Origin of the sequence: Variovorax paradoxus (assembly GCF_000834655.1) — a bacterium.
In the GTDB taxonomy this organism is placed as follows: Bacteria; Pseudomonadota; Gammaproteobacteria; order Burkholderiales; family Burkholderiaceae_C; genus Variovorax; species Variovorax paradoxus_F.
Genome location: NZ_JXQQ01000074.1, coordinates 1 through 22,161, shown reverse-complemented (window position 1 = coordinate 22,161; position 22,161 = coordinate 1). Strand labels below are relative to the sequence as shown.

Sequence of the window (22,161 nt, the reverse complement as noted above, 5' to 3'; positions counted from 1 at the left end):
CGCACCTAGAGTTAACCCTGATTTGGAGCGCTTCGAGCCCCGAAACAGGGCGAAATCGTAGATGAAAGTTTGACCCGAATCAGGGATCACCAAGACAATGCATACAGTTGCATGCAATGTTTTGCAGCCCTCTTTTCGAAGACCCACGATGGAGCCCGCACGATGATCAGCGCCGAGCAAAACGATTTCATCACCCGCGTCGGACGCGACGCCCCCGCCGGCAAGCTGCTGCGCCGCTACTGGCAGCCGGTGGCCCTGGCCGACGAACTGGCGGGCCCGCGCCCGGTCAAGCCCGTGAAGCTCATGGGCCAGGACTTCGTCCTCTTCCGCGACGAGAGCGGCCAGCTCGGCATGCTCGACCGCGACTGCCCGCACCGCGGCGCCGACCTTGCCTTCGGCCGGCTGGAAAACGGCGGCATCCGCTGCGCCTTCCACGGCTGGCTGTTCGACGCCAAGGGCAATTGCCTTGAAACCCCCGCCGAACCCGCCACCAGCAAGCTGTGCAGCCGGATCAAGCAGTCGGCCTATCCGGTGGTCGAGAAGGCCGGCGTGGTCTTCGCGTACATCGGCGAGGGCGAGCCCCCCGCCTTTCCCGATTTCGATTGCTTCGTCGCGCCCGACACCCACACCTTCGCGTTCAAGGGCCTCTTCGAATGCAACTGGCTGCAGGCGCTCGAAGTGGGCATCGACCCAGCGCACGCCTCGTACCTGCACCGCTTCTTCGAGGACGAGGACACGTCGGAGAGCTACGGCAAGCAGTTCCGCGGCGCCTCCGCCGACTCCGACATGCCCATCACCAAGGTGCTGCGCGAGTACGACCGGCCCGAGATCAGCGTGGAGCCCACCGACTACGGTTTCCGCCTGAAGGCGCTGCGCAAGCTCTCCGAAGAAACCACCCACGTGCGCGTGACCAACGTGGTGTTCCCGCAGGCCTTCGTGATCCCGATGAGCGCGGAGATGACCATCTCGCAGTGGCATGTGCCGGTCGATGACACGCACTGCTACTGGTACGCCATCTTCACCAGCTTCACCGGCCCGGTCGACAAGCAGCAGATGCGCGACCAGCGCCTGAAGCTCTACGAGCTGCCCGACTACACATCGCGCAAGAACAAGCGCAACAACTACGGCTACAGCATCGACGAGCAGCTCACCGAAACCTACACCGGCATGGGCGACGACATCAACGTGCACGACCAGTGGGCGGTGGAGTCGCAGGGCGCGATTCAAGACCGCACGCGCGAGCACCTGGGCAGCACCGACAAGGGAATCATTGCCTACCGCCGCGTGCTGGTGAAGGCCATCGAGGCCACGCTCGCCGGCGAGACGGCGCCCATGCTCATCGATGCCGCGCAGGCGCGCACGATGACTGGCCCGCCCTCCATCGACGGCATCGGCCATGTGGTCGACGAGGCGGCCACCGAGACCTACTGGCAGGAGGCCGACCGCGCGCGGCGCCTGAAGTCCGACTGGGCCTCCGCACGCCTGGCTGCCTGAGCACGCACGCCATGAGCAGCAGCAACAACACATTCGTCGACCGCTTCGGCCTGTGGTCCGACGACCAGCACGCACAGGCGCGCGAACTGGTGCGCCGCATCGACAGCGGCGAGGTCGACCTGGTGCGCTTCGCCTGGCCCGACCAGCACGGCATCCTGCGCGGCAAGACGCTGGTCGCCACCGAGGCACGCTCGGCGCTGTGGGAGGGCGTGAACCTCACTTCCACCCTGCTGGCCAAGGACACCTCGCACAAGACGGTGTTCCCGGTCTTCACCACCAACGGCGGCTTCGCCATCGAAGGCCTGCAGGGCGGCGCGGACTTCACCATCGTGGCCGACCCCGCCACCTTCAAGGTGCTGCCGTGGGCGCCGCGCACGGGCTGGATCCTGTGCGACGCCTTCATGGCCGACGGCAAGCCCTGCCCCTTCGCGACGCGGCAGATCCTGCAGCGCGCGGTGCGGCAGCTCGACGGGCTGGGGCTGGACTTCATCGCCGGCCTCGAGGTGGAGTTCCACGTCTTCAAGCTCGAGGACGCGCGCATGGGCCTGGCCGATTCGGGCCAGCCCGGCGAGCCGCCGCGCGTGTCGCTGCTCTCGCACGGCCACCAGTACCTCACCGAGCTGCGCTACGACCGCGTCGACGGGCTGATGGAGCTGCTGCGCTCGAACCTCATCGCACTCGGCCTGCCGCTGCGCTCGCTCGAGATCGAATTCGGCCCGAGCCAGTTCGAGCTGACCTTCGGCCCCACGGCCGGCGTGATGCCCGCCGACACCATGGTGCTGCTGCGCAGCGCCATCAAGCAGATCTGCCAGCGCAACGGGCTGCACGCGAGCTTCATGTGCCGGCCGAAGATACCGAACGTCATGTCCAGCGGCTGGCACCTGCACCAGTCGCTGCGCCGCAAGAGCGACGGCGTGAATGCGTTCATGCCCGAGGCGCAAGGCCAGGACCTGAGCGAGATCGGCATGCACTACCTGGGCGGCCTGAAGGCGCACGCCTGCGGCGCGGCCGCCCTCGCGAGCCCCACGATCAACGGCTACCGGCGCTACCGCCCGTTCTCGCTCGCGCCCGACCGCGCGATCTGGGCCAGGGACAACCGCGGCGCGATGCTGCGCGTGCTCGGCGGCGTGGGCCAGAGCGCCTCGCGCATCGAGAACCGCGTGGGCGAACCGACAGCCAATCCGTACCTGTACCTCGCATCGCAGCTGTTCTCGGGGCTCGACGGCATCCGCAACCGCATCGACCCCGGTCCGTCCGCCGATGCGCCCTACGAAACGCCGGCCGAACACTTGCCGCGCTCGCTCGGCGACGCCCTCGCCTGCCTGCGCCGCGACGAGATGCTCAACACGCAGATGGGCAAGGTCTTCATCGACTACCTCTGCCACATCAAAGAGGCGGAAATCGCCCGCTTCAACCTCGAAGTCAGCGAGTGGGAACACCGCGAGTACTTCGACATGTTCTGAAAATGCGCCCCCCGGCTTTTCACTTCGCGTCGCTGCGTGTAACTCCACCCCCCGGGGGGGAGGCACGGCCCGCCTTGGGGCGGCCCGGCGGCGGCCGCCTCTTCGACTGAACTCTCAATGCCCACGATCCACTACATCCTCAAGGACGGCACCACCCGCGCGGTCGACGCCAAGATCGGCGCCAGCGTCATGGAGACCGCCATCCGCGGCAACGTGCGCGGCATCGATGCCGAATGCGGCGGCTGCTGCTCCTGCGCCACCTGCCACGTCTACGTGGACGAGGCCTTCGCCGACCTGCTGCCGCCGCCCGACGACATGGAGAGCGCATTGCTCGAGGTCGTCGCGTCCGAGCGGCAATCCAATTCGCGGCTGAGCTGCCAGCTCAGCGTGACAGCAGCCCTCGATGGCCTGAGGGTGCGCGTTCCAGAGTCACAGGTCTGACGCACACTCGCCCGCTTTGCATCCATTCCACCTGAAAGGCGTTTTTCCCATGACGACGATGACCAAGAGAACCGTTCTCTCGACCCTCCTGCTCGCCGGCTTCGGCATGCTGGGCACCGTGGCCGCGCACGCAGCCGACGAGCCGCTGCGCATCGGCCTCATTGCCACCTACTCCGGCCCCTACGCCGACTACGGCCGCCAGTTCGACGCCGGCATCGCGCTGTACCTGAAGGAGCACGGGGGCAAAGTGGGCGGGCGCACCGTCGAGATCATCAAGAAAGACACCGCCGGCCCCGCCCCCGATGCCGCCAAGCGCATCGCGCAGGAGCTCATCGTGCGCGACAAGGTGAGCATCCTCACCGGCCTGGACTTCAGCCCCAACGCCTACGCCGTGGGCGCCATCGCCACGCAGGCCAAGATCCCGACCATCGTGATGAACGCGGCCTCCTCGGCCATCACCAACAGCTCGCCCTACGTGGCGCGCCTGTCGTTCACCGTGCAGCAGGTCACCGACCCGATGGCGCGCTTCATGCTCAAGGAAGGCGTCAAGGACGCCTACACCGTGGTCGCCGACTACGCCTCGGGCGTCGATGCCGAGACCGCCTTCAAGAAGACCTTCACCGCCGGCGGCGGCAAGGTCTCGGGCGAGGTGCGCACGCCGATGAACAACCCCGACTTCTCGGCCTACGTGCAGCGCATCAAGGATGCAAAGCCCCAGGCCGTGTTCTTCTTCTTCCCCTCGGGCGTGATGCCGCCGGCCTTCCTCAAGGTCTGGAAGGAGCGTGGCATGGAGCAGGCCGGCATCAAGCTCTACGCCACCGGCGAAGCCACCGACGACAGCTACCTGGACGCCACCGGCGACGTGGCGCTCGGCCTCGTCACCAGCCACCACTACTCGTTCGCGCACAACTCGCCCAAGAACCAGAAGTTCGTGAAGGACTTCGCCGCCGACAACGGCGCCAAGCTGCGCCCGAGCTACTTCGCCGTGACCGCCTACGACGCGATGGCCGCCATCGACCTCACGCTGCAAAAGACCAAGGGCGACGCGAGCGGCGACAAGTTCATGGACGCGCTGCGCGGCCTGCGCTTCGAGAGCCCGCGCGGCCCGATCGAGGTCGATCCGCTCACGCGCGACATCGTGCAGACCGTGTACATCCGCAAGACCGAGCGCGTGAACGGCCAGCTGGTGAACGTGGAGTTCGACAAGTTCGACCGCGTGAAGGACCCGGCCAAGGAAAGCTCGAACTAAGCCCACCCGCACGCCAGCAACCAGCGCAGCCAGCAACAGGAGGCCCATGGGCATCGTGATCTTCGACGGGGTGGCCTACGGCATGCTCCTGTTCCTCATCGGCGTGGGCCTGTCCATCACGATGGGGCTGATGAATTTCGTCAACCTCGCGCACGGCAGCTTCGCGATGGTGGGCGGCTACGCGGCGAGCCTGCTGATGAGCCATTGGGCGCTGGGTTTCGGCCTCTCGCTGGCCGCGGCCTTCGTGGCTGCGGCGCTGGTGGGCGCGGTGCTGGAGTTCGTGTTCTACCGGCGGCTGTACCGCGCGCATCCGCTGGACCAGGTGCTGCTGTCGATCGGCGTGGTGTTCGTGTCGATCGCGGTGTTCACGTACTTCTTCGGGCCGACGATGCAGCCGTTCACGCTGCCTCCGGCGCTCGACGGGCAGGTCGCCATCGGCGGGCTCGAAGTGGGCCGCTACCGGCTCTTTCTCATCGTCTGCGGCGTGGCCGTGCTGGCTGCCCTGCTGCTGGTGCTGGGCAAGACGCGCTACGGCGCGATGGTGCGCGCGGCGGTCGACAACCAGCGCGTGGCCGCCGGCACCGGCATCCACGTGCAGCGCCTTTTCTTTCTGACCTTCTCGCTGGGTTGCGGACTCGCGGGCCTGGGCGGCGCGCTGAGCCTGGGCATGCTGGGGCTGGAACCGTCGTTCCCGCTCAAGTACCTCGTCTATTTCCTGATGGTGGTGTGCGTGGGCGGTGCGGGCACCGTCACCGGGCCGTTCATCGCGGCGCTGCTGGTGGGCATCGTCGACGTGGCGGGCAAGTACTACTGGCCCGAGGCGGGCGCCTTTCTCATCTACGTTTTCATGATCGTCATGCTGCTGGTGCGGCCCAACGGCATCGTCGCCAAGAAGGGGCTCGCATGAAAGCCTTCGCGGTTTCTCCGGCGCAGTTGCGCATCGCCGAGGTCGCCTTCTGGCTCGCGCTCGCGTCCAGCTTCTTCCTCTTGCCCGACAAGCTCACGCTCATGAGCCAGATCATGATCTTCGGCCTGTTCGCCGTGTCGCTGGACATGGCGCTGGGCTACGCGGGCATCCTCACCGTCGGCCATGCCGCCTTCTTCGGCGCGGGCGCATACGCGGCGGGCCTTCTCGCCAAGTACGGTTGGAGCGAACCCTTCACCGGCCTCGTGTTCGCGCTGGTCGTGGCCGGGCTCCTGGGCTACATGCTCAGCTATCTGGTGGTGCGCGGCGCCGACCTCACGCGCCTCATGATCACCATCGGCGTGTGCGTGCTGCTGTACGAGCTGGCCAACCGGCTCTCGGGCATCACGGGCGGCACCGACGGGCTGCAGGGCGTGGTCATCGCGCCGGTGCTCGGCCTCTTCGAGTTCGACCTCTACGGCAAGACCGCGTTCGGCTATGCCTTCGTCGTGGTGCTGGCGATGTTCCTCCTGGTGCGGTTGGTGCTGCGTTCGCCCTTCGGCCTGGCGCTGCGCGGCATCCACGACAGCCGCAAGCGCATGACGGCCATCGGCTCGCCCGTGGAGGCGCGCCTGCGCATGGCCTACGCCTTCTCGGCCGCGGTGGCCGGCGTGGCGGGCGCGCTGCTCGCGCAGACCACGCAGTTCGTCGGCATCGAGTCGATCGGCTTCAACCGCTCGGCCGAAGTGCTGATCATCCTGGTGCTCGGCGGCACCGGGCGCCTGTACGGCGGGATGATCGGCGCCATCGTCTACATGCTGGTGCACGACTGGTTCGCGGACATGAATCCGCAGTACTGGATGTTCTGGCTCGGCATCTTCCTGATCGCGGCGGTCATGCTGGGACGCGGCGGAATCATGGGCGCGCTCTCGCGCTTCGTGCGGACGGGCAAGGCGCGATGACTTCCAAGACGACCGCACACACCCTGCGCACCCACGACCTGGGCATCCGCTTCGGCGCCTTCCAGGCCGTGAGCGAGGTGAACCTCTCGCTCGAACCCGGCGCGCGGCAGGCGCTGATCGGCCCCAACGGCGCGGGCAAGACCACGCTCATCAACCTGCTCACCGGCGTGTTCAAGCCCACGAGCGGATCGATCCACATGGGCGGGCGCGACATCACGCGCCTGGCGGGCGACAAGCGCGCCCGCATGGGCCTCGCGCGCACCTTCCAGATCAACACGCTGTTCCCGAGCCTCACGCCGCTCCTGTCGGTGGTGCTGGCGATCAGCGAGCGCGAAGGGCTGGGCGCCACCTGGTGGCGACCGCTCAGGGGCTGCACGGCGGTGTTCGACGAGGCGCATGCGCTGCTGGGCACGCTGAAGCTCGACAGCCTGGCCGACGTGCCGGTCTCGGAACTGGCCTACGGCAAGCAGCGGCTGCTGGAGATCGCGCTGGCGCTCGCGGCCAGGCCCCGCATCCTCCTGCTCGACGAACCCGCGGCCGGCGTGCCCGAGGACGAAAGCGGCGAGCTCTTCGAGGCCATCGCGGCGTTGCCCGACGACATCAGCGTGCTCTTCATCGAGCACGACATGAAGCTCGTGTTCCGCTTCTCCCGCCGCATCTCGGTGCTGGTGGGCGGACGCATCCTGACCGAGGGCACGCCCGCCGAGATCGGCGCCGATCCGCGCGTGCGCGAGGTCTACCTTGGAAGCTCCCACCACCATGCCTGAAGCAAATAAAGAAGAAGTCCTGGCTTTCGACCACGTCACCGCCGGCTACGGCAACGCCGTGGTGCTCGACCGTCTCGACTTCTCGTTGCGGCAAGGCGAGAGCCTCGCCATCCTCGGGCGCAACGGCGTGGGCAAGACCACGCTGCTCGAAACGCTGATGGGCAACACCCGCGTGATGCAGGGCGCGATCCGCTGGCAGGGCGCGGACATCACGCGCTGGCCCTCGCACCAGCGCGTGCGCGCGGGCCTGGGCTGGGTGCCGCAGGAGCGCGAGGTGTTCCCCTCGCTCACCGTCGAAGAAAACCTCACGGTGATCGCGCGGCTGGGCGGCTGGAACCTCCAGCGGGTCTACGACTTCTTTCCGCGCCTGCGCGAGCGCCGCGGCAACTACGGCAACCAGCTCTCGGGCGGCGAGCAGCAGATGCTGGCCATCGGCCGCGCGCTGATGACCAACCCCAAGCTGCTGCTGCTCGACGAGCCGATGGAAGGCCTCGCGCCGATCATCGTGGAGGAGCTGTCCGCGGCGATCCGGCGCCTTTGCGAATCGGAAGGGCTGGCGTCGATCGTGGTCGAGCAGCACCCGGTGCTCGCGCTGGAGATGACGCACCGGGCCATCGTGCTGGAGCGCGGCACCGTGGTGCACGCCGGCCCGAGCGCGGGGCTCGCGGCGGACAAGGGGCTGCTCGAAGGCCTGCTGGGCGTGGGAATCGCCGAGGACGTGGCGGGCTGAACGACGGGGCCGGCGTCAGAAGGTGTGAATGAATTCGGCGCGCCCGAGCAGCCCGCCCAATTCATTCACACCTTCTCAGGCCGCGGCCTCCTGCTTCAACCGCTTCGCACAGCCCGAGAACCGCCATGCGGCCAGGCACGCCGCCACGAAGCTCAGGCCCCACGAGATGCACAGGTACGCGTACATGAGGAAAGCCAGCCCGATCTGCAGTACCGACTTCAAGAACGAGCGGCCTTCGCCGACGATGTAGAACTCCGCGAGCGCATGGACGCCCCACCACACGGCCAGCGGCAGCGCCGCCACGCACAGGCCGTAGGCCAGGCTCGCAGCCAGCGGACCCATGCGCCCTTGCGCCACCGCCCGGTGGACGACCTGGTAGAGGACGAAGCTCAGCACCACGGGGGCGGCCAGGCCGAAGGAAATGCAGAAGTCGAGGACCATGCGCGCACTGTAAGGTCGCGCCTCCTCGAAGGGAGTCGGCGCCCGCCGCAGTACCGGCGAACGCTACCGCGGGCCACGGCTCGCGGTACGAACCCGGATCAGCTGAGCATCTGCCCGCGGCTGCCGATCACGGCCACGTCCACGAAGTGCCCGCCTTCGCGGTTCGTGCGACCGTAGTTGATCTTCAGCCCGCCCAGGTCGAAGCTTTCGATGCTGGCCAGGCCCGCCATCACCGAGGCGCGCGTGGGTGAACCACCCGCACGGCGCAGCCCCTCGGCGAGCACGGCGGCGTTGATGTAGCCCTCCAGGCTCGTGAGCGAGAAATCCTTGGTGCCGTTGGCCACCATGTCGGCCTGGTAGCGGCGCACGATCTCGAACTTGGTCGAGTACGGCGAGGGCACCACGATCACGAAGCCCAGGCCCCGTGCGAGATCGCCCATCGCGGCCAGCGCGCTGGCGGTGATCGAGAGCCCGTACGCCGAGCTGTTGCCGCCCGCATCGCGCAACGCCTTCATGAAGACCGGCGCCGTGCCGGCCAGGCCGATGATCACGACCTGCGGCTTGGCCTTGGCGATGGCCTCGGCCGCAGGGCCGACTTCCATGCTGGTGGTGTTGGGCGTGGTCGCAATGACGGCCGGCTCCAGCTTGGCCTTGGCAAGTGCGGCCTTGAAGGCCGCCAGCACCGACTGGCCCAGCGGATCGTTCGAATGCACGAGGCCGATGCGGCTCTGGCCCAGCACGGCCGCCGTGGTCACCAGCTTCTCGACTTCCTGGTCGTAGTTCACGCGCACCCAGAAGGTGTTGGGCGCGGTCTTCTTGCGCAGCGCGACGGTGCCGGTGATCGGGCCGACCACGGCCATGCCGGGCACAGCGTCCATCACCTCGGAGGTCTGGCGGGTGCCCAGCGGGTGCAACAGCGCGAGCACCGAGCTGTCTTTCTCGAAGGCCAGCGCGTTGGCCTTGGCCACCTCTGGCTTGAAGGTGTCGTCTGCCATGACCAGCTCGACCTTGGTGCCGTTGAGGCCGCCCGCCTTGTTCAGCGCGTTGAAGAACGCGCTGGAACCCTGGAACAGCCCCTGGCCGTTGGCCTTCTCGACGCTGCTGTTGTCGAAGGTCGTCCCGATGCGGATCGGCTTGCCCTGCGCGAAGGTCGGCATGCCCAGGCCCGCGGCGGCGGTGGCGGCCAGACCGGTCAGCACACGGCGACGGCTGGTGGTGGGCGGCGCGAGGAACACGCGCTGCTCGGGAACGGTCATGGTCAGGGTCTCCAGAATTCGGTGACAAAAGCACACATTTCAAACAGAAATGTAACGCACGTCGCCGCTCCGGAGATGACAGCCGGCTACAGCAGTTCTTCGCCCACGATGGGCAGGAGCAGCCAGTTCTTGAAACGCAGCCAGAGAAATTCGCCCGGTTCGTCCTCGTGGACGATGTCGCCGCCGGCGTCGTCGTACTCGAGCCACTGCACGCGGCGGCCATCGGGCCCCAGGCGCAGCCGGTAGCCCAGGTTGATGCGCTGGCCGTTCATGAGCTTGTTGTAGTCGCCCACGAGTTCGGGGCTGTCGATCACCAGGCCCATTTCGGTGTTGACCGCGGCCGAGCGGTGGTCCAGGTTCATCGAGCCGACGAAGAAGCGTTCGTCGTCGACCACCGCCAGCTTGGCGTGCAGCCGGCTGATCGACTTGCCGAAATCCCCGAACTGGCCCGAGCGCCCGGTGAGCATGGGCGCGATCTCGTAGATGGTCACGCCGATCTTCAGCATGTCGGCGCGGTAGCGCTCGTAGCCCGCATAGGCCAGCGGCTCGTCGGTGGCGCCCAGCGAATTGGTGATCACGGTGATGCGGCCGCCGCTTTCGATGGCCTTCTTCATCATCGCCATGCCCCGCGTGCCCGGAATGAAATACGGCGAGCCGATCTTGACCTCGCGCCGTGCCGAGTTGATGACGCTCAGCGCGCCTTCGGTCACGCTGCCCGCGTAGGCCTCGTCGGCCTTGCGCGTGATCTTCTCGGGGTCGTCCACGAACAGTGTGCCGGGCGCCCAGTAGCGGTCCAGCTTGCCGGTGATGAGTTGCTCGCCGACGGGCGACTTGTTCAGCACGTCGCGCGGGCGGATCGGCACGTCGGGCACGGCCGTGCGCACGATTTCGTCGAATCGCCGCTGCCCTGCCTCGGGCGTCGTGCGCAGCGGCGCGATGCGCTCGATGGGCCAGGCGTGCGAACTGTTCCAGTAACGATCGAACCCGTCGGACATCTGCCGCACGATCGGCCCGCTGGAGATCACGTCCATGTCGATGAAGTTCGCGGCCGTGCTGCGCATGAAGTATTCGTTGCCGATGTTGCGCCCGCCCGAGACCGCGAAGCTGTTGTCCGCGATCAGCAGCTTGTTGTGCATGCGGTGGTTGATGCGGCCGAAATCGGTCAGCGAGAACAGGAGCCGCGTGGTCAGCGAGTCGGCGCGCGAAGGCAGCGGGTTGAAGAGCCGCACCTCCACGTTCGGAAAGGCCGAGAAGGTGCTGAACACCTCGTCCTCGCCGGCCGTGTAGAGGTCGTCCACCAGGAGGCGCACCCGCACGCCCCGCGCCGCGGCCTCGCGCAGCTCCTTCAGGAACAGGAGGCCCACGTCGTCCTTCTGGATCAGGTAGTACTGCACGTCGAGCGACTTCTCGGCGTGGCGCGCGAGCGAAATGCGCGCATCGAACGCGAAGGCCGCCTCAGGCAGGAGCCGGAAGCCCGAGAGCGCGTTGGAGTCGCCCGGCACGCCCTTGGTCGCGAGCTGCCCGAGTTCGGTCTGCGCCACGTCGGTGAAGGCCGTGGCCGGCGCGCGCGGCTCCGGCGGCGGCAGGCTGACGCAACCGGTCAGCCATGCAGCCGCAAGCGCCCCCAACAGGGCGGTGAAACCGCGGACGATGAAAGCACGCATGGGCCGAACTGTAGCGCGGGGCGCGCGGGCACGGAGCCTATGATCGCGCCGGCAAAAAGGAAAAAAAGCGTGCTCAACGGCTTGTGGCTGGGTTTCTTCGGGATGGCGGCGCTCGCGGCGCTCGTGCGGTGGCTCGTCGGCGGCGATCCGACCGTGTTCGCGGCGCTGGTCGAAAGCCTCTTCGCCATGGCGCGGCTCGCGGTCGAGGTGATGGTGCTGCTCTTCGGCACGCTCACGCTGTGGCTCGGGTTCCTGCGCATCGCCGAGGCGGCGGGGCTGGTCGGCTGGCTCGCGCGGCTGCTCGGGCCGCTGTTCCGGCGGCTCATGCCGGGCGTGCCCGCGGGGCATCCCGCGCTCGGGCTCATCACGATGAATTTCGCGGCCAATGCGCTGGGCCTGGACAACGCGGCCACGCCCATCGGCCTCAAAGCCATGCGCGAACTGCAGCGTCTGAACCCCGACCCGGTAACCGCCACCAACGCGCAGATTCTTTTCCTCGTACTCAATGCCTCGTCGCTGACGCTTCTGCCCGTCACCATCTTCATGTACCGCGCGCAGCAGGGCGCGCCCGACCCGACGATGGTGTTCCTGCCGATCCTGCTGGCCACGAGCGCCTCGACGCTGGTCGGGCTGCTCACGGTGGCCGTGGTGCAGCGCCTGCGGCTGTGGGACCCGGTGGTGCTGGCCTACCTGATTCCGGGCGCGCTGGTGCTGGGCGGCTTCATGGCGCTGCTGGGCACGCTGTCGGCGGCGGCGATCGCCTCGCTCTCCTCGCTGATGGGCAACCTCGCGCTCTTCAGCGTGATCATCGTGTTCCTGGCGGCCGGTGCGATCCGGCGGGTGAAGGTCTACGAATGCTTCATCGAGGGCGCCAAGGAGGGCTTCGACATCGCGAAGAACCTGCTGCCCTACCTGGTCGCCATGCTCTGCGCGGTCGGCGTGCTGCGGGCCTCGGGCGCGCTCGATTTCATTCTGGGCGGCCTGCGCTGGCTCGTGACCGCGGGCGGCTGGGATTCGCGCTTCGTCGATGCCATGCCCACCGCGCTGGTCAAGCCCTTCTCGGGCAGCGCGGCGCGCGCGATGCTGATCGAGACCATGAAGAGCCAGGGCGTCGACAGCTTCCCCGCCCTGGTGGCCGCCACCATCCAGGGCAGCACCGAGACCACCTTCTACGTGCTGGCCGTGTACTTCGGCGCGGTGGGCATCCAGCGCACGCGGCACACGGTGTCTTGTGCGCTCCTCGCGGAGCTGGCGGGCGTGGTCGCGGCGATCGCGGTCTGTTACTGGTTCTTCGGCTGAACCGCGCTCACTTGCGCGGCTCCACCACGGGGAACATCGGCTCGAAGGTGTCGAGCATCGACATCAGTTCGCCGAGCTTGGCGCGGTTGCCCTCGATCTTCACCTTGCCCGCGAGCACCGCCGCGGGAAAGCTCGTTTCCTTCAGCGTGACCGCGTCGAGCGTGGCGCGGCTCAGCGTCACCGTGGCGTCGGCCTGTGCCTCCTGGCCGGCGATGTGCGTGAGCGCCGAGTTCTCCAGCGTCAGCACGAACTGCTGGTTCGAATCGGTGAAGTTCCAGTTGATCACCATCGTCTTGCCCTCGGCCTTGGCCGCATCGAGCCGCACGCCCAGGAAGTCGAAGAAGAGATCGTTGCTCACCGCCTTGAGCGTGTCGGCGTTCGAGCTGCTGCCGCCCGGGATCTTCGGCACGCCGCCCCGCAGCTCCATCGCGCCCACCAGGTAGGCGCTGCGCCAGGTGCCGGCCTCCGACTGGTAGCCCAGCTGCTCGAGCGCATCGGCGCCGAGTTCGCGCGCCGCGCGGTTCGCGGGGTCCGCGTAGACGACCTGGCTCATCGCGCTGGCGACCCAGCGGTACTCGCCCTTCCTGAAATCGTCCCGCGCCCGCGCGAGCACGGCATCGGCGCCGCCCATGTATTCCACGGTCTTCCTGGCGTAGTCCACCGGCGGGAGCGGATTCAGGTTGGCCGGGTTCGCGTCGTACCAGCCCAGGTACTTCTGGTAGACCGCCTTGGCGTTGTGCCGCAGCGTGCCGTAGTAGCCGCGCGTGGACCATTCCTGCGCCAGGCTCGCGGGCATGCGCAGCGTCTCGGCGATGTCGGCCGCGGTGTAGCCCTGGTTGAGCAGGCGCAGCGACTGGTCGTTGATGAACTTGTACATGTCGCGCTGCTTCTTCAGCAGGTCGGCGATGCGGCCCTGGCCTGTCGTCGGCCAGTGGTGCTGGGCGATCAGCACGTCGGTCCTGTCACCGAAGGCCACGCGCGCCTGGTCGATGTACTTCGCCCACAGGTTGCCGTCGCGCACCTCGGCACCGCGGATCGTGTAGAGGTTGTGCATGGTGTGCGTCACGTCCTCGGCCATGTTCAGCACGCGGAACTGCGGCAGGTACATGAGCATTTCCGACGGCGCCTCGGAGCCCGGCACCAGCTGGAAGACGAACTGCACGCCGTCGATGGTGCGCTCCTCGGTCGCCTTGTCGATGGTCGAGGTCGGCGCGATCAGCGTGATGGTGCCGCGCGCGAGCGCCTTGCCCAGGCCGGTGTCGACCTGCCCGCGCGCGCCCGGCGGCAGCAGCGAGCCGAACTGGTACTGCGAGCGCCGGCTCATCGCATTGCCCGCGAGGATGTTCTCGGCCACCGCGGTTTCCATGAAGCCCGACGGCGCGATCACCTGCACCTTGCCCGCCGCCACGTCGGCTTCGCTCGCCACGCCCTTCACGCCGCCGAAATGGTCGGCATGGCCGTGCGTGTAGATCACGGTGCCGACGGGCTTCTTCGGCCGGTGCTGGTAGTACAGCGCCAGCGCGGCGCGTGCCGTCTCGGCGGTGAGCAGCGGGTCGATGACGATCAGCGAGGTGTCGCCTTCGACGATGGTCATGTTCGCGATGTCGAAGCCGCGCACCTGGTAGACGCGATCGGTCACCCGGAAGAGCCCGTGGATCGCATTGAGCTGTGCCTGCCGCCACAGGCTCGGGTTGACCGTGTCGGCCGGCTCGCTGGCCTTCAGGAAGTCGTAGGGCTTCATGCTCCACGCCGGGCGCGGGCCGGCGCCGGGCACCAGCGCGTCGGGCACGGTGCCGATGAAGCCGCGCATCGCATCCTCGAAGTCCTGCCGGTTGGCGAAGGGCAGCGTCCTGGCCATGTCGGCGTTGGCTTTCAGCGTGGCGGCCTCGGGCGGCTTGGGCGCGATCTGCGCCGGGGCCTGTGCGCTGCAGAGCGCGCAGGCCAGCGCAACCAGGGCCACGGAAAAGGAGGAAGGGGTCATCGGTGTCTCTTTGTCTTCGGTGGAGCAAGAACGAGGCGCGATTTTCCGAACCGACCGAAGCATTGGCAAATGCAAAATGTGCCGATCCTTTTTACGGAAAACGCAAAATGCAGCTGCGCCAGCTCCAGCACCTCGTCGCTCTTGCCGAGCAAGGCAGCTTCGGCCGCGCCGCGCAGGCCGTGCACCTGTCGCAGCCCGCGCTCTCACGCAGCATCGACACGCTCGAAGACAACCTGCAGGCCCGCCTGGTCGACCGGGCCTACGGCACCGTGCGCTTCACGCAGGCGGGAGAACTGGTGCTTGCGCGCGCTCGCGAACTCCTTGCCGATGCGCAGCAGATCCAGCGCGACGTGCTGCAGCTCGAAGGCCTGGCTGCCGGCAGCCTCGCCGTGGGGCTCGGCCCCTTCGCGGCCAGCACGCTCGGGCGCATGGCGCTGTCGCTGATGGCGCAGCGCCATCCGCAACTGCTCATGCGCATGGAAGTGGCCGACACCGTCACGCTCGGCGAGCGCCTGCACCGGCGGCAGCTGGACCTTTTCATCGCCGACACCCGCGACCTGAAGAAGCAGCCCGGCCTGAAGCTCGCCCGCCTGCCCGACCTGCCGGTGTCGTTCTTCGTGCAGCCCAAGCACCCGCTGCGCCGCCTGAAGCAGGTGACGCTGGAGAAGGCCATGGCCTATCCGCTCGCCGGCCCCAACCTGCCGGCCGAAGTGGCTTCGTACTTCGACCGCCACGGTCCTTCGGCCGGGCGCGACGACCGCGGGGTGTTCAACGTGACCTGCGACGACGCGGGGACCCTGCGCCACCTTGCCCTCACCGCCAACGCGGTGATCCTCGCGCCGCACGCGCCCGCCCTGAACACCGACACGGAGGCCCTCGTGCCCCTGCCGATCGCCGGCTTCGCCCGCATGCAGACGCACTACAGCCTGGTCACGCTCGCGGGCCGCACGCCCTCGGCCGCCGCCACCGTCTATACCCGCCTCGTGACGGAGTTGATGGGCCCGCTCAAGCGGTCCGCCGGGCACTGAGCCAAAATGGCCTTCCTGCCGACCACCGCCCAGCCTCTTTCGTGACCACTCCCCGCCGGGCCCAGCCGCCCACCTTTTCGCCCGACGAGTTCCGGGAAGCGCTCGGCATGTTCGCCACGGGCGTGACCATCGTCACTGCGTGCGCGGCCGATGGCACGCTGGTCGGGCTCACGGCCAATTCCTTCAATTCGGTCTCGCTCACGCCGCCGCTGGTGCTGTGGAGCCTGGCCCGCGCCGCGGGCTCGATGCCGGCCCTCAGCACCGGTTCGCACTACGCCATCAACATCCTGGCCGCGAGCCAGAAACCGCTGGCCGAGCGCTTCGCGACCAAGAACATCGACCGCTGGGCCGACGTGGAATTCACCCGGGGCATCGGCGGCGCGCCGGTGCTGGTGGGCGCGGCGGCGAGCTTCGAGTGCTTCAACCGCAGCCGCTACGACGAAGGCGACCACGTGATCTTCGTCGGCGAGGTCGAGCGCTGCACCCACAACGCAGGCGCCTCGCCGCTGCTGTACCACGGCGGGCGTTTCTACACGGAACACCCCTTGTGATGCGGGCCGCTGCGCTCACGCCCGTGCTGCTGCTGGCCGCGCAGACCGCGATGGCGCAGCAGGCGCAGGAGGCAACCGGAGCGCCCAAGCAGAACTGGTTCGACGACCCGTTCTTCCAGGTGTCCAGCGGCCTTGCGGCCTGCGCGAAACCCGAGGGCCCGTTCTATACCTCCGACGAACGGCGCTCCCAGACCCACTCGCGGCTGGAGCGCGGCACCAGCTGCTGGCTCGCCGGCAAGTGCACCGACAGCAACGCCTACCGCTACGACAAGCCGCTCGCGCCCAAGGTGCGCGCCGCGCTCATGGCCGTGCCGGGCGTGCGCAACGGCAGCGTGTGGGTCGTCATCCAGCGCCGCTGGGTGTACCTGCAAGGCTGCGTGCCCACGCCCGCATTGGCCGCGCGGCTCGAGCGCGCCGCGCGCGCGGTGCCCGATGTGGAGACCGTGGTGCCCGACCTGATGACCGGCACCCGAGGCAAGCCGCCCTACCCGGTGGCCGGCCGATGAAACAACGACAACGACACGAATGATCCAGCGCAAGACCCACCTCGACTCCCTCGCCATCGGCCTTCTCATCGCGTGCTGCGCGTTCTGGGGCCTGCAGCAGATCCTCATCAAGACGACCGTGACCGAAGTGCCGCCCATGTGGCAGGCTTCGATCCGCATGGTGGGCGCCACCGTGCTGCTGTGGCTGTGGTGCGCCTCGCGCGGCGTGCCGCTGTTCAACCGCGACGGCACGCTGTGGCCGGGCCTGCTCGCCGGGGCGCTCTTCGCGGGCGAGTTCGCCGGCATCTACCTCGGCCTGCAGCACACCAGCGCCTCGCGGCTCACCGTGTTCCTGTACACCGCGCCGTTCTGGGTCTCGCTGCTGCTGCCGCGCTGGGTGCCGGCGGAGCGCCTGCGCGGTTTCCAGTGGCTGGGGCTCTTCATCGCGTTCTCTGGCGTGGTGCTCGCGTTCAGCGAAGGCTTCGGCCACATGAGCTCGTCGCAGCTCATCGGCGACGCGATGGGCCTCGCGGCCGGCATGCTCTGGGGCCTGACCACGCTCACGCTGCGCACCACCAAGCTCGCCACCGCCAGCGCGGAGAAGACGCTCTTCTACCAAGTGGCGGTGACCGCGGCGGTGTGCCCGGTGCTGTCGCTCGCGCTGGGCGAGACCTGGGGTTTTTCGTATTCCACCTGGGCCTGGACCTCGATCGGCCTGCAGACCGTGATCGGCGCGTTCGCGAGCTACCTCACCTGGATGTGGCTGCTGCGGCACTACCCGGCCACGCAGATGTCGTCCTTCACCTTTCTCACGCCGCTCTTCGCGCTGGTGTTCGGCGTGGTGCTGCTCAAGGAGCCGCTGACGCTGCAGCTGATGGTGGCGCTCGCAGGTGTCGCGCTGGGCATCGTGCTGGTGAACCGGCGCCCCGCGGTGCAACGCACGGCATGAGCGCGGCCATGAACTTCCAGCAGGTCCTCGACGACATCGTCGCCACCCTGCGCCCACAGCTCGGCCAGGCCGGCACCGTGGGCAGCTACATCCCCGCGCTCGCGCGCGTCGATGCGCGGCAGTTCGGCATTGCGCTGCGCACCTGCGGCGGCGAAGAAGCGTTCGCGGGCGACGGCGAGGTGCCGTTCTCGATCCAGAGCGTCTCCAAGCTCTTCACGCTGACGCTCGCGATGCAGCGCATGGGCGATACGCTATGGGAGCGCATCGGGCGCGAGCCCTCGGGCAATCCGTTCAACTCGCTCGTGCAGCTCGAAAACGAACAGGGCAAGCCGCGCAATCCGTTCATCAATGCAGGCGCAATCGCGGTGGCCGACCGGCTGGTGAGCCAGGCGGCCGTCAATGGCGGCAACGCGAAGGCGGACATCCTCTCGCTGATGAGCGGCCTGTGCGGAGAGCCGATCGCGTTCGACGAAGAAGTGGCCAGGTCCGAGGCCGACACGGGCTTTCGCAACGTCGCGCTCGCGAACTTCATGAAGAGCTTCGGCAAGATCGACAACGACGTCGGCACGGTGCTCGACACCTACTTTCACCAGTGCGCATTGCGCATGAGCTGCCGCCAGCTCGCACGCGCCGCGGCCTTCCTGTGCCGCGACGGCGCGCATCCGATCGACGGCGGGCCCGAGATCACCGGCGAGCGGCAAACGAGGCGCATCAACGCGCTGATGCTGACCTGCGGCACCTACGACGCCGCGGGCGACGTCGCGTTCTCCATCGGCCTGCCCTGCAAGAGCGGCGTGGGCGGCGGCATCGTGGCGGTCGTGCCCGACAAGCTCACCCTCTGCGTCTGGTCGCCCGCACTGGACGCCACCGGCAATTCGCTGCTGGGCATGAAGGCGCTGGAGCTGTTCGTGACGCGCACGGGGCTCTCGGTCTTCTGAATCGAGCCGCGTTCCAAAAGCAAACCCGTCACGCTGAACTTGTCGAAGCGCCGCGCACGGGCTTCGACAAGCTCAGCCCGAACGGCTGGTCAGGCCGCCACTGCCGCCGGTGCCGTGCCCAAGCAGCCCATGCCATCCAGCGAGGCCTCGACCGCCTCTTCCAGCGGCGTGTGCGGCTCGTGCCCGAGGAAGGCCACCAACTTCGCGTTGCTCATCAGCACCGGCGTCTGCCACAGGTAGCGCATCTCGCGCATTTCCCGCAGGGTGGTGACGAAGGGCGAGGCCAGCGTCATCAGCCACCACGCGAAGGCTGTCACGCGCGGCGTGATGCCCGTGCGCCTCGCCACCACGCGGCGGATGGCGCTGCTCATCTGGGTGCCGTCGGTGTCGCGGTGGCCTGCCATGTGGAAACGCGCAAAGGGCTCGAGCCTGTCGCGCCGTGCCAGCAAGGCGACCATGGTGCGGGCCACGTCCGGCAGGTAGGACCATTGATGCGCGGTGTTCGCGCGGCCCGGGTAGCTCACGGCCTTGACCGGCAGCCCCGCCTTCACCAGCCCCTGGGAGAACCAGTTGTTGCCGGCCTTCGGGCCGAAGAAGTCGCCGGCACGCACGATCAGCACGCGGGCGCCGTTGCGGCTGGCGGCTTCGAGGCGCCGCTCCAGTTCGACCCGGATCGCGCCCTTGCGGGTGACCGGGTTCTGCGGCGCGTCTTCGCCAATCGATTCGGAGAAGGCATCGGGGCCGTAGTTGTAGACCGTCCCCGGCAGCACGACGGTCGCGCCTTCTGCCGTGGCGGCGGCGATGGTGTTGTCGAGCATCGGCAGCACCAGTTGCGCCCAGTTGCGATAGCCCGGCGGGTTGACCGCATGCACGATGACCGAGCAACCCTTCGCGGCGTCCATCACGGCCTGCTTGTCCATCGCGTCGCCGCGCAGCCAGGTGATGCCGTCTTCCTGTGTCGTCGGCTGCGCCATGCCGCGCCTGAGCGCCCGCACCGTCCACCCTGCCCGGCGAAGTTGTTGTGCCATTTCGCCGCCGATGCCGCCCGTTGCGCCGAGAACCAGGACCGTGTTGTCGTTTGCCATGAAATGCTCCAGAAACGTTGTCGATGGCTCGATTCTGGGTCGATGGTTGCTCCATTGGAATTGCCGAACATGAGCCAGCAGCTATACATTTGTGCATGACCTCGAACATCGGCTGGGAGCTCTATCGCTCGTTCCTCGGCGTCCTTCGGGAGGGCTCGCTCTCCGGCGCGGCGCGTGCGCTGGGCATCACGCAGCCGACGGTGGGGCGCCATGTCGCCGCGCTCGAATCGGCGCTCGGCGTGGTGCTGTTCACGCGCTCGCAGGTGGGCCTTTTGCCCACCGAAGTCGCGCTCGCGTTGCAGACGCACGCCGAAGCCATGGAAAGCACCGCGGCCTCGCTGGAGCGCGCCGCGACCAGCCAGGGCGAGGGCGTGCGCGGCGTCGTGCGCATCTCCGCCAGCGAGGTGATCGGCGTCGAGGTGCTGCCGCCCATCGTCGCGCGGCTGCGCGAGGCACACCCGGCGCTGAAGGTCGAGCTGGTGCTGACCAACCGCGTGCAGGACCTGCTGCGCCGCGAAGCCGACATCGCGGTGCGCATGGTGCGGCCGAAACAGGAGCAGCTGGTCGCGCGGCGCGTCGGCCAGATCGAGCTGGGTTTCCACGCGCGCAAGGACTACCTGGCCCGCCACGGCACGCCGCGCAAGATGGAAGACCTCGCGGCGCACGCCGTCATCGGCTACGACCAGCCCTCGGCGTTCGTGCGCAACGCGGGCAAGGCGCTTCCGGGCTATGGCCGCGACGCGTTCTCGCTGCGCACCGACAGCGACCTCGCGCAACTGGCGCTCATCCGCGCCGGTGCGGGCATCGGCATCTGCCAGGCCGGCCTCGCCCGGCGCGACGCCGCGCTGGTGCGCCTGATGTCGCGCAGCTTCTCGATGAAGCTGGAGACCTGGATCACGATGCACGAGGACCTGCGCAACAGCCCGCGCTGCCGCGCCGCCTTCGATGCACTGGTCGATGGGCTGCAGCAATACATAGGCGCTCCCGCACACAGGGGAAAATAGGCCGCGCACGAACACAAGCCTCCGAATGACCGAACCGACCGACACAGACAACCTCCCCCTCCAGGAACCCCGCCTCTGGCGCGACGACCTCTGGACCGCCCGCGTGATCAAGAACGAGGAAGACGACGGCTGGGCCGTCGAGATGACCCGCCACAGCGACCCCGAGCCCGCGCTGGTCGGCCCGTGGACCATGGGCCGCGACAAGAAGAACCCCAAGCCGCTCGACGGCCCCGCCTTTTCCACGCTGGTGAAGACGGCCGCCGAAGTGATCCGCCGCCACGAGCAGCAGCTGCACGCCACGCTCAACAAGAGCGTGACCGTGACGGCGCGGGGCGGACAGCGCGTTCGCGTGTCGCTGGCCATCGTGCCCGACGAGGACAACCCCTCGGCCACGCTGAGCGCACACGACGACGAAGACGACAGCGAGCTGGCGAGCGTGAACGTCTCGCCGGCCTTCAAGCTCACCTCGGGCAGCGCCACCGCCTGGATCGAAGCGGACTTCGCCCGCCCGCGCTAGCCGCCCCGGCGCCGGTGTGCGCGCGAATACCACAGGCGATGCGCATCCGCCAATCAGCGAAAGAACGTATGGTCGCCGCGGGGTGAGTTGAGAAGAATCCGCCCCAACGAGCAATCGTTACCAGTCCTTCATTCATACGACGCCCGCTGCCAGTGCTGCCAGCGAGGGGTCGGGCAACAAAGCCCGAATCGGTTTCACCACCGGTTCGGGCTTTTTTGTTTTCTCGGTCGCAACGAAGCCTTTTCAAAACGGATGCGCGTCATCCGGGGGCGCAGCCTTGCCGCGAGAAAAAGCACTGGTGACGAGCGCTCGTTTGCAGGGGCCGCGCCGCGGGAGGAGACACCCAACGCACGGCTTCGAAGGTCGGATGTTCCTCTGATGACTCGCACAAAACCAAGGCAAAGGAATTTGACATGACGAACGTTTCCCTCAACCGCCGCCAGCTCGTGAAGACCGGCGGCTCGATGATCGTGCTGGGCGCCGCGGGCGGCGTGGCCGGCCTCGCCGCCGCGCAGGAAGGCACGACGGTGAAGCTGGGCCTGCTGCATTCGCTCTCGGGCACCATCGCCATCGCCGAGGCCTCGCTGGTCGATGCCGAGAAGCTCGCCATCGAGGAGATCAACGCCGCCGGCGGCGTGCTGGGCAAGAAGATCGAGGCCGTGGTCGAAGACGGGGCGAGCGAGAACCCGGTCTTCGCCGAGAAGGCGCGCAAGCTCCTGGAGCGCGACAAGGTCGCCGCCATCATCGGCTGCTACACCTCGGCCTCGCGCAAGGCGCTGCTGCCGGTGCTCAACCAGGCCAAGGGCCTCCTGTTCTACCCGACCTACTACGAGGGCCAGGAGCAGGACAAGCGCGTGTTCTATCCCTCGCAGGAAGCCACGCAGTCGGTCATCGCGGCCGTGGAGTGGATGGCGCGCGAGAAGGGCAAGAGCTTCTTCCTCGTGGGCTCGGAC

The 22,161-nt window shown here is 68.0% G+C and carries 22 protein-coding genes; 17 read left to right on the top strand and 5 right to left on the bottom strand.

Features of this window, described 5'->3' with window-relative positions:
- Nucleotides 1-162: 162 nt before the first annotated feature.
- From RT97_RS25165 to RT97_RS25130, 8 genes are all read left to right on the top strand, one after another.
- On the top strand, nucleotides 163-1,494 hold the full coding sequence (locus RT97_RS25165; RefSeq protein WP_042581580.1) for an aromatic ring-hydroxylating dioxygenase subunit alpha: 1,332 nt from the start codon (nucleotides 163-165) through the stop codon (nucleotides 1,492-1,494).
- 11 nt (nucleotides 1,495-1,505) lie between these two features.
- Complete coding sequence (locus tag RT97_RS25160; RefSeq protein WP_042581579.1) at nucleotides 1,506-2,957, top strand: glutamine synthetase family protein; 1,452 nt, start codon at nucleotides 1,506-1,508, stop codon at nucleotides 2,955-2,957.
- Between the two features lie 117 nt (nucleotides 2,958-3,074).
- Nucleotides 3,075-3,398, top strand: coding sequence for a 2Fe-2S iron-sulfur cluster-binding protein (locus tag RT97_RS25155; protein ID WP_042581578.1), 324 nt, complete (start codon nucleotides 3,075-3,077; stop codon nucleotides 3,396-3,398).
- A gap of 49 nt (nucleotides 3,399-3,447) precedes the next feature.
- The gene (locus tag RT97_RS25150) at nucleotides 3,448-4,647 is read left to right on the top strand and encodes an ABC transporter substrate-binding protein (RefSeq protein ID WP_042581577.1); all 1,200 of its coding nucleotides are present in this window, start codon (nucleotides 3,448-3,450) and stop codon (nucleotides 4,645-4,647) included.
- A gap of 46 nt (nucleotides 4,648-4,693) precedes the next feature.
- Nucleotides 4,694-5,554 (top strand): branched-chain amino acid ABC transporter permease, encoded by an 861-nt coding sequence (locus RT97_RS25145; protein WP_042581576.1) that lies wholly within the window; start codon nucleotides 4,694-4,696, stop codon nucleotides 5,552-5,554.
- A complete protein-coding gene (locus RT97_RS25140; protein WP_042581575.1) occupies nucleotides 5,551-6,513 on the top strand; it encodes a branched-chain amino acid ABC transporter permease in 963 nt (320 codons plus the stop codon). Before RT97_RS25145 ends, RT97_RS25140 begins: the two co-directional genes overlap by 4 nt.
- Complete coding sequence (locus tag RT97_RS25135; RefSeq protein WP_042581574.1) at nucleotides 6,510-7,280, top strand: ABC transporter ATP-binding protein; 771 nt, start codon at nucleotides 6,510-6,512, stop codon at nucleotides 7,278-7,280. The genes RT97_RS25140 and RT97_RS25135 overlap by 4 nt, the downstream gene beginning before the upstream one ends.
- Nucleotides 7,273-8,010, top strand: a complete 738-nt coding sequence (locus RT97_RS25130) for an ABC transporter ATP-binding protein (RefSeq protein WP_042581573.1) — start codon at nucleotides 7,273-7,275, stop codon at nucleotides 8,008-8,010. The genes RT97_RS25135 and RT97_RS25130 overlap by 8 nt, the downstream gene beginning before the upstream one ends.
- A gap of 75 nt (nucleotides 8,011-8,085) precedes the next feature.
- Here the strand turns inward: RT97_RS25130 and RT97_RS25125 are convergent, their stop codons facing one another.
- The 3 genes from RT97_RS25125 to RT97_RS25115 form a co-directional block, all read right to left on the bottom strand.
- A complete protein-coding gene (locus RT97_RS25125) occupies nucleotides 8,086-8,451 on the bottom strand; it encodes a hypothetical protein (RefSeq protein WP_042581572.1) in 366 nt (121 codons plus the stop codon).
- A 98-nt stretch (nucleotides 8,452-8,549) separates the two neighbouring features.
- On the bottom strand, nucleotides 8,550-9,707 hold the full coding sequence (locus RT97_RS25120) for an ABC transporter substrate-binding protein (RefSeq protein ID WP_042581571.1): 1,158 nt from the start codon (nucleotides 9,705-9,707) through the stop codon (nucleotides 8,550-8,552).
- An 86-nt stretch (nucleotides 9,708-9,793) separates the two neighbouring features.
- A complete protein-coding gene (locus RT97_RS25115; RefSeq protein ID WP_042581570.1) occupies nucleotides 9,794-11,371 on the bottom strand; it encodes a phospholipase D family protein in 1,578 nt (525 codons plus the stop codon).
- A 69-nt stretch (nucleotides 11,372-11,440) separates the two neighbouring features.
- Here RT97_RS25115 and RT97_RS25110 point away from each other — a divergent pair, with 69 nt between their 5' ends.
- Nucleotides 11,441-12,670 carry a nucleoside recognition domain-containing protein gene (locus tag RT97_RS25110; protein WP_042581569.1) on the top strand — a complete coding sequence of 410 codons (1,230 nt, stop codon included), beginning with the start codon at nucleotides 11,441-11,443 and terminating at the stop codon, nucleotides 12,668-12,670.
- Nucleotides 12,671-12,677: 7 nt separating this feature from the next.
- On the opposite strand, the gene RT97_RS25105 is transcribed toward RT97_RS25110, so the two are convergent.
- Nucleotides 12,678-14,651, bottom strand: coding sequence for an alkyl/aryl-sulfatase (locus RT97_RS25105; RefSeq protein ID WP_052810747.1), 1,974 nt, complete (start codon nucleotides 14,649-14,651; stop codon nucleotides 12,678-12,680).
- A 107-nt stretch (nucleotides 14,652-14,758) separates the two neighbouring features.
- Here RT97_RS25105 and RT97_RS25100 point away from each other — a divergent pair, with 107 nt between their 5' ends.
- Genes RT97_RS25100 through RT97_RS25080 form a run of 5 tightly spaced genes read left to right on the top strand, consistent with a single transcriptional unit; the run spans nucleotide 14,759 to nucleotide 18,602 of the window.
- Entirely contained in the window at nucleotides 14,759-15,679 is a 921-nt protein-coding gene (locus RT97_RS25100) for a LysR family transcriptional regulator (RefSeq protein ID WP_042581568.1), read from the top strand.
- Between the two features lie 41 nt (nucleotides 15,680-15,720).
- Nucleotides 15,721-16,230 carry a flavin reductase family protein gene (locus RT97_RS25095; RefSeq protein ID WP_042581567.1) on the top strand — a complete coding sequence of 170 codons (510 nt, stop codon included), beginning with the start codon at nucleotides 15,721-15,723 and terminating at the stop codon, nucleotides 16,228-16,230.
- Entirely contained in the window at nucleotides 16,230-16,736 is a 507-nt protein-coding gene (locus tag RT97_RS25090; protein ID WP_042581566.1) for a BON domain-containing protein, read from the top strand. Before RT97_RS25095 ends, RT97_RS25090 begins: the two co-directional genes overlap by 1 nt.
- Before the next feature lie 19 nt (nucleotides 16,737-16,755).
- The gene (locus tag RT97_RS25085; RefSeq protein WP_042581565.1) at nucleotides 16,756-17,664 is read left to right on the top strand and encodes a DMT family transporter; all 909 of its coding nucleotides are present in this window, start codon (nucleotides 16,756-16,758) and stop codon (nucleotides 17,662-17,664) included.
- Nucleotides 17,665-17,672: 8 nt separating this feature from the next.
- Nucleotides 17,673-18,602 carry a glutaminase gene (locus RT97_RS25080; protein ID WP_042581564.1) on the top strand — a complete coding sequence of 310 codons (930 nt, stop codon included), beginning with the start codon at nucleotides 17,673-17,675 and terminating at the stop codon, nucleotides 18,600-18,602.
- An 89-nt stretch (nucleotides 18,603-18,691) separates the two neighbouring features.
- Here RT97_RS25080 and RT97_RS25075 read toward each other — a convergent pair whose 3' ends face one another.
- A complete protein-coding gene (locus RT97_RS25075; protein WP_042581563.1) occupies nucleotides 18,692-19,687 on the bottom strand; it encodes an NAD-dependent epimerase/dehydratase family protein in 996 nt (331 codons plus the stop codon).
- 95 nt (nucleotides 19,688-19,782) lie between these two features.
- Here RT97_RS25075 and RT97_RS25070 point away from each other — a divergent pair, with 95 nt between their 5' ends.
- The 3 genes from RT97_RS25070 to RT97_RS25060 form a co-directional block, all read left to right on the top strand.
- Nucleotides 19,783-20,691: a LysR family transcriptional regulator gene (locus RT97_RS25070; RefSeq protein ID WP_042581562.1), complete on the top strand. Its 909-nt coding sequence runs from the start codon at nucleotides 19,783-19,785 to the stop codon at nucleotides 20,689-20,691.
- Between the two features lie 25 nt (nucleotides 20,692-20,716).
- The gene (locus RT97_RS25065; protein WP_042581561.1) at nucleotides 20,717-21,208 is read left to right on the top strand and encodes a hypothetical protein; all 492 of its coding nucleotides are present in this window, start codon (nucleotides 20,717-20,719) and stop codon (nucleotides 21,206-21,208) included.
- A 413-nt stretch (nucleotides 21,209-21,621) separates the two neighbouring features.
- A partial coding sequence (locus RT97_RS25060; RefSeq protein WP_155403882.1) for a transporter substrate-binding protein occupies nucleotides 21,622-22,161 on the top strand: 540 nt, incomplete at its 3' end.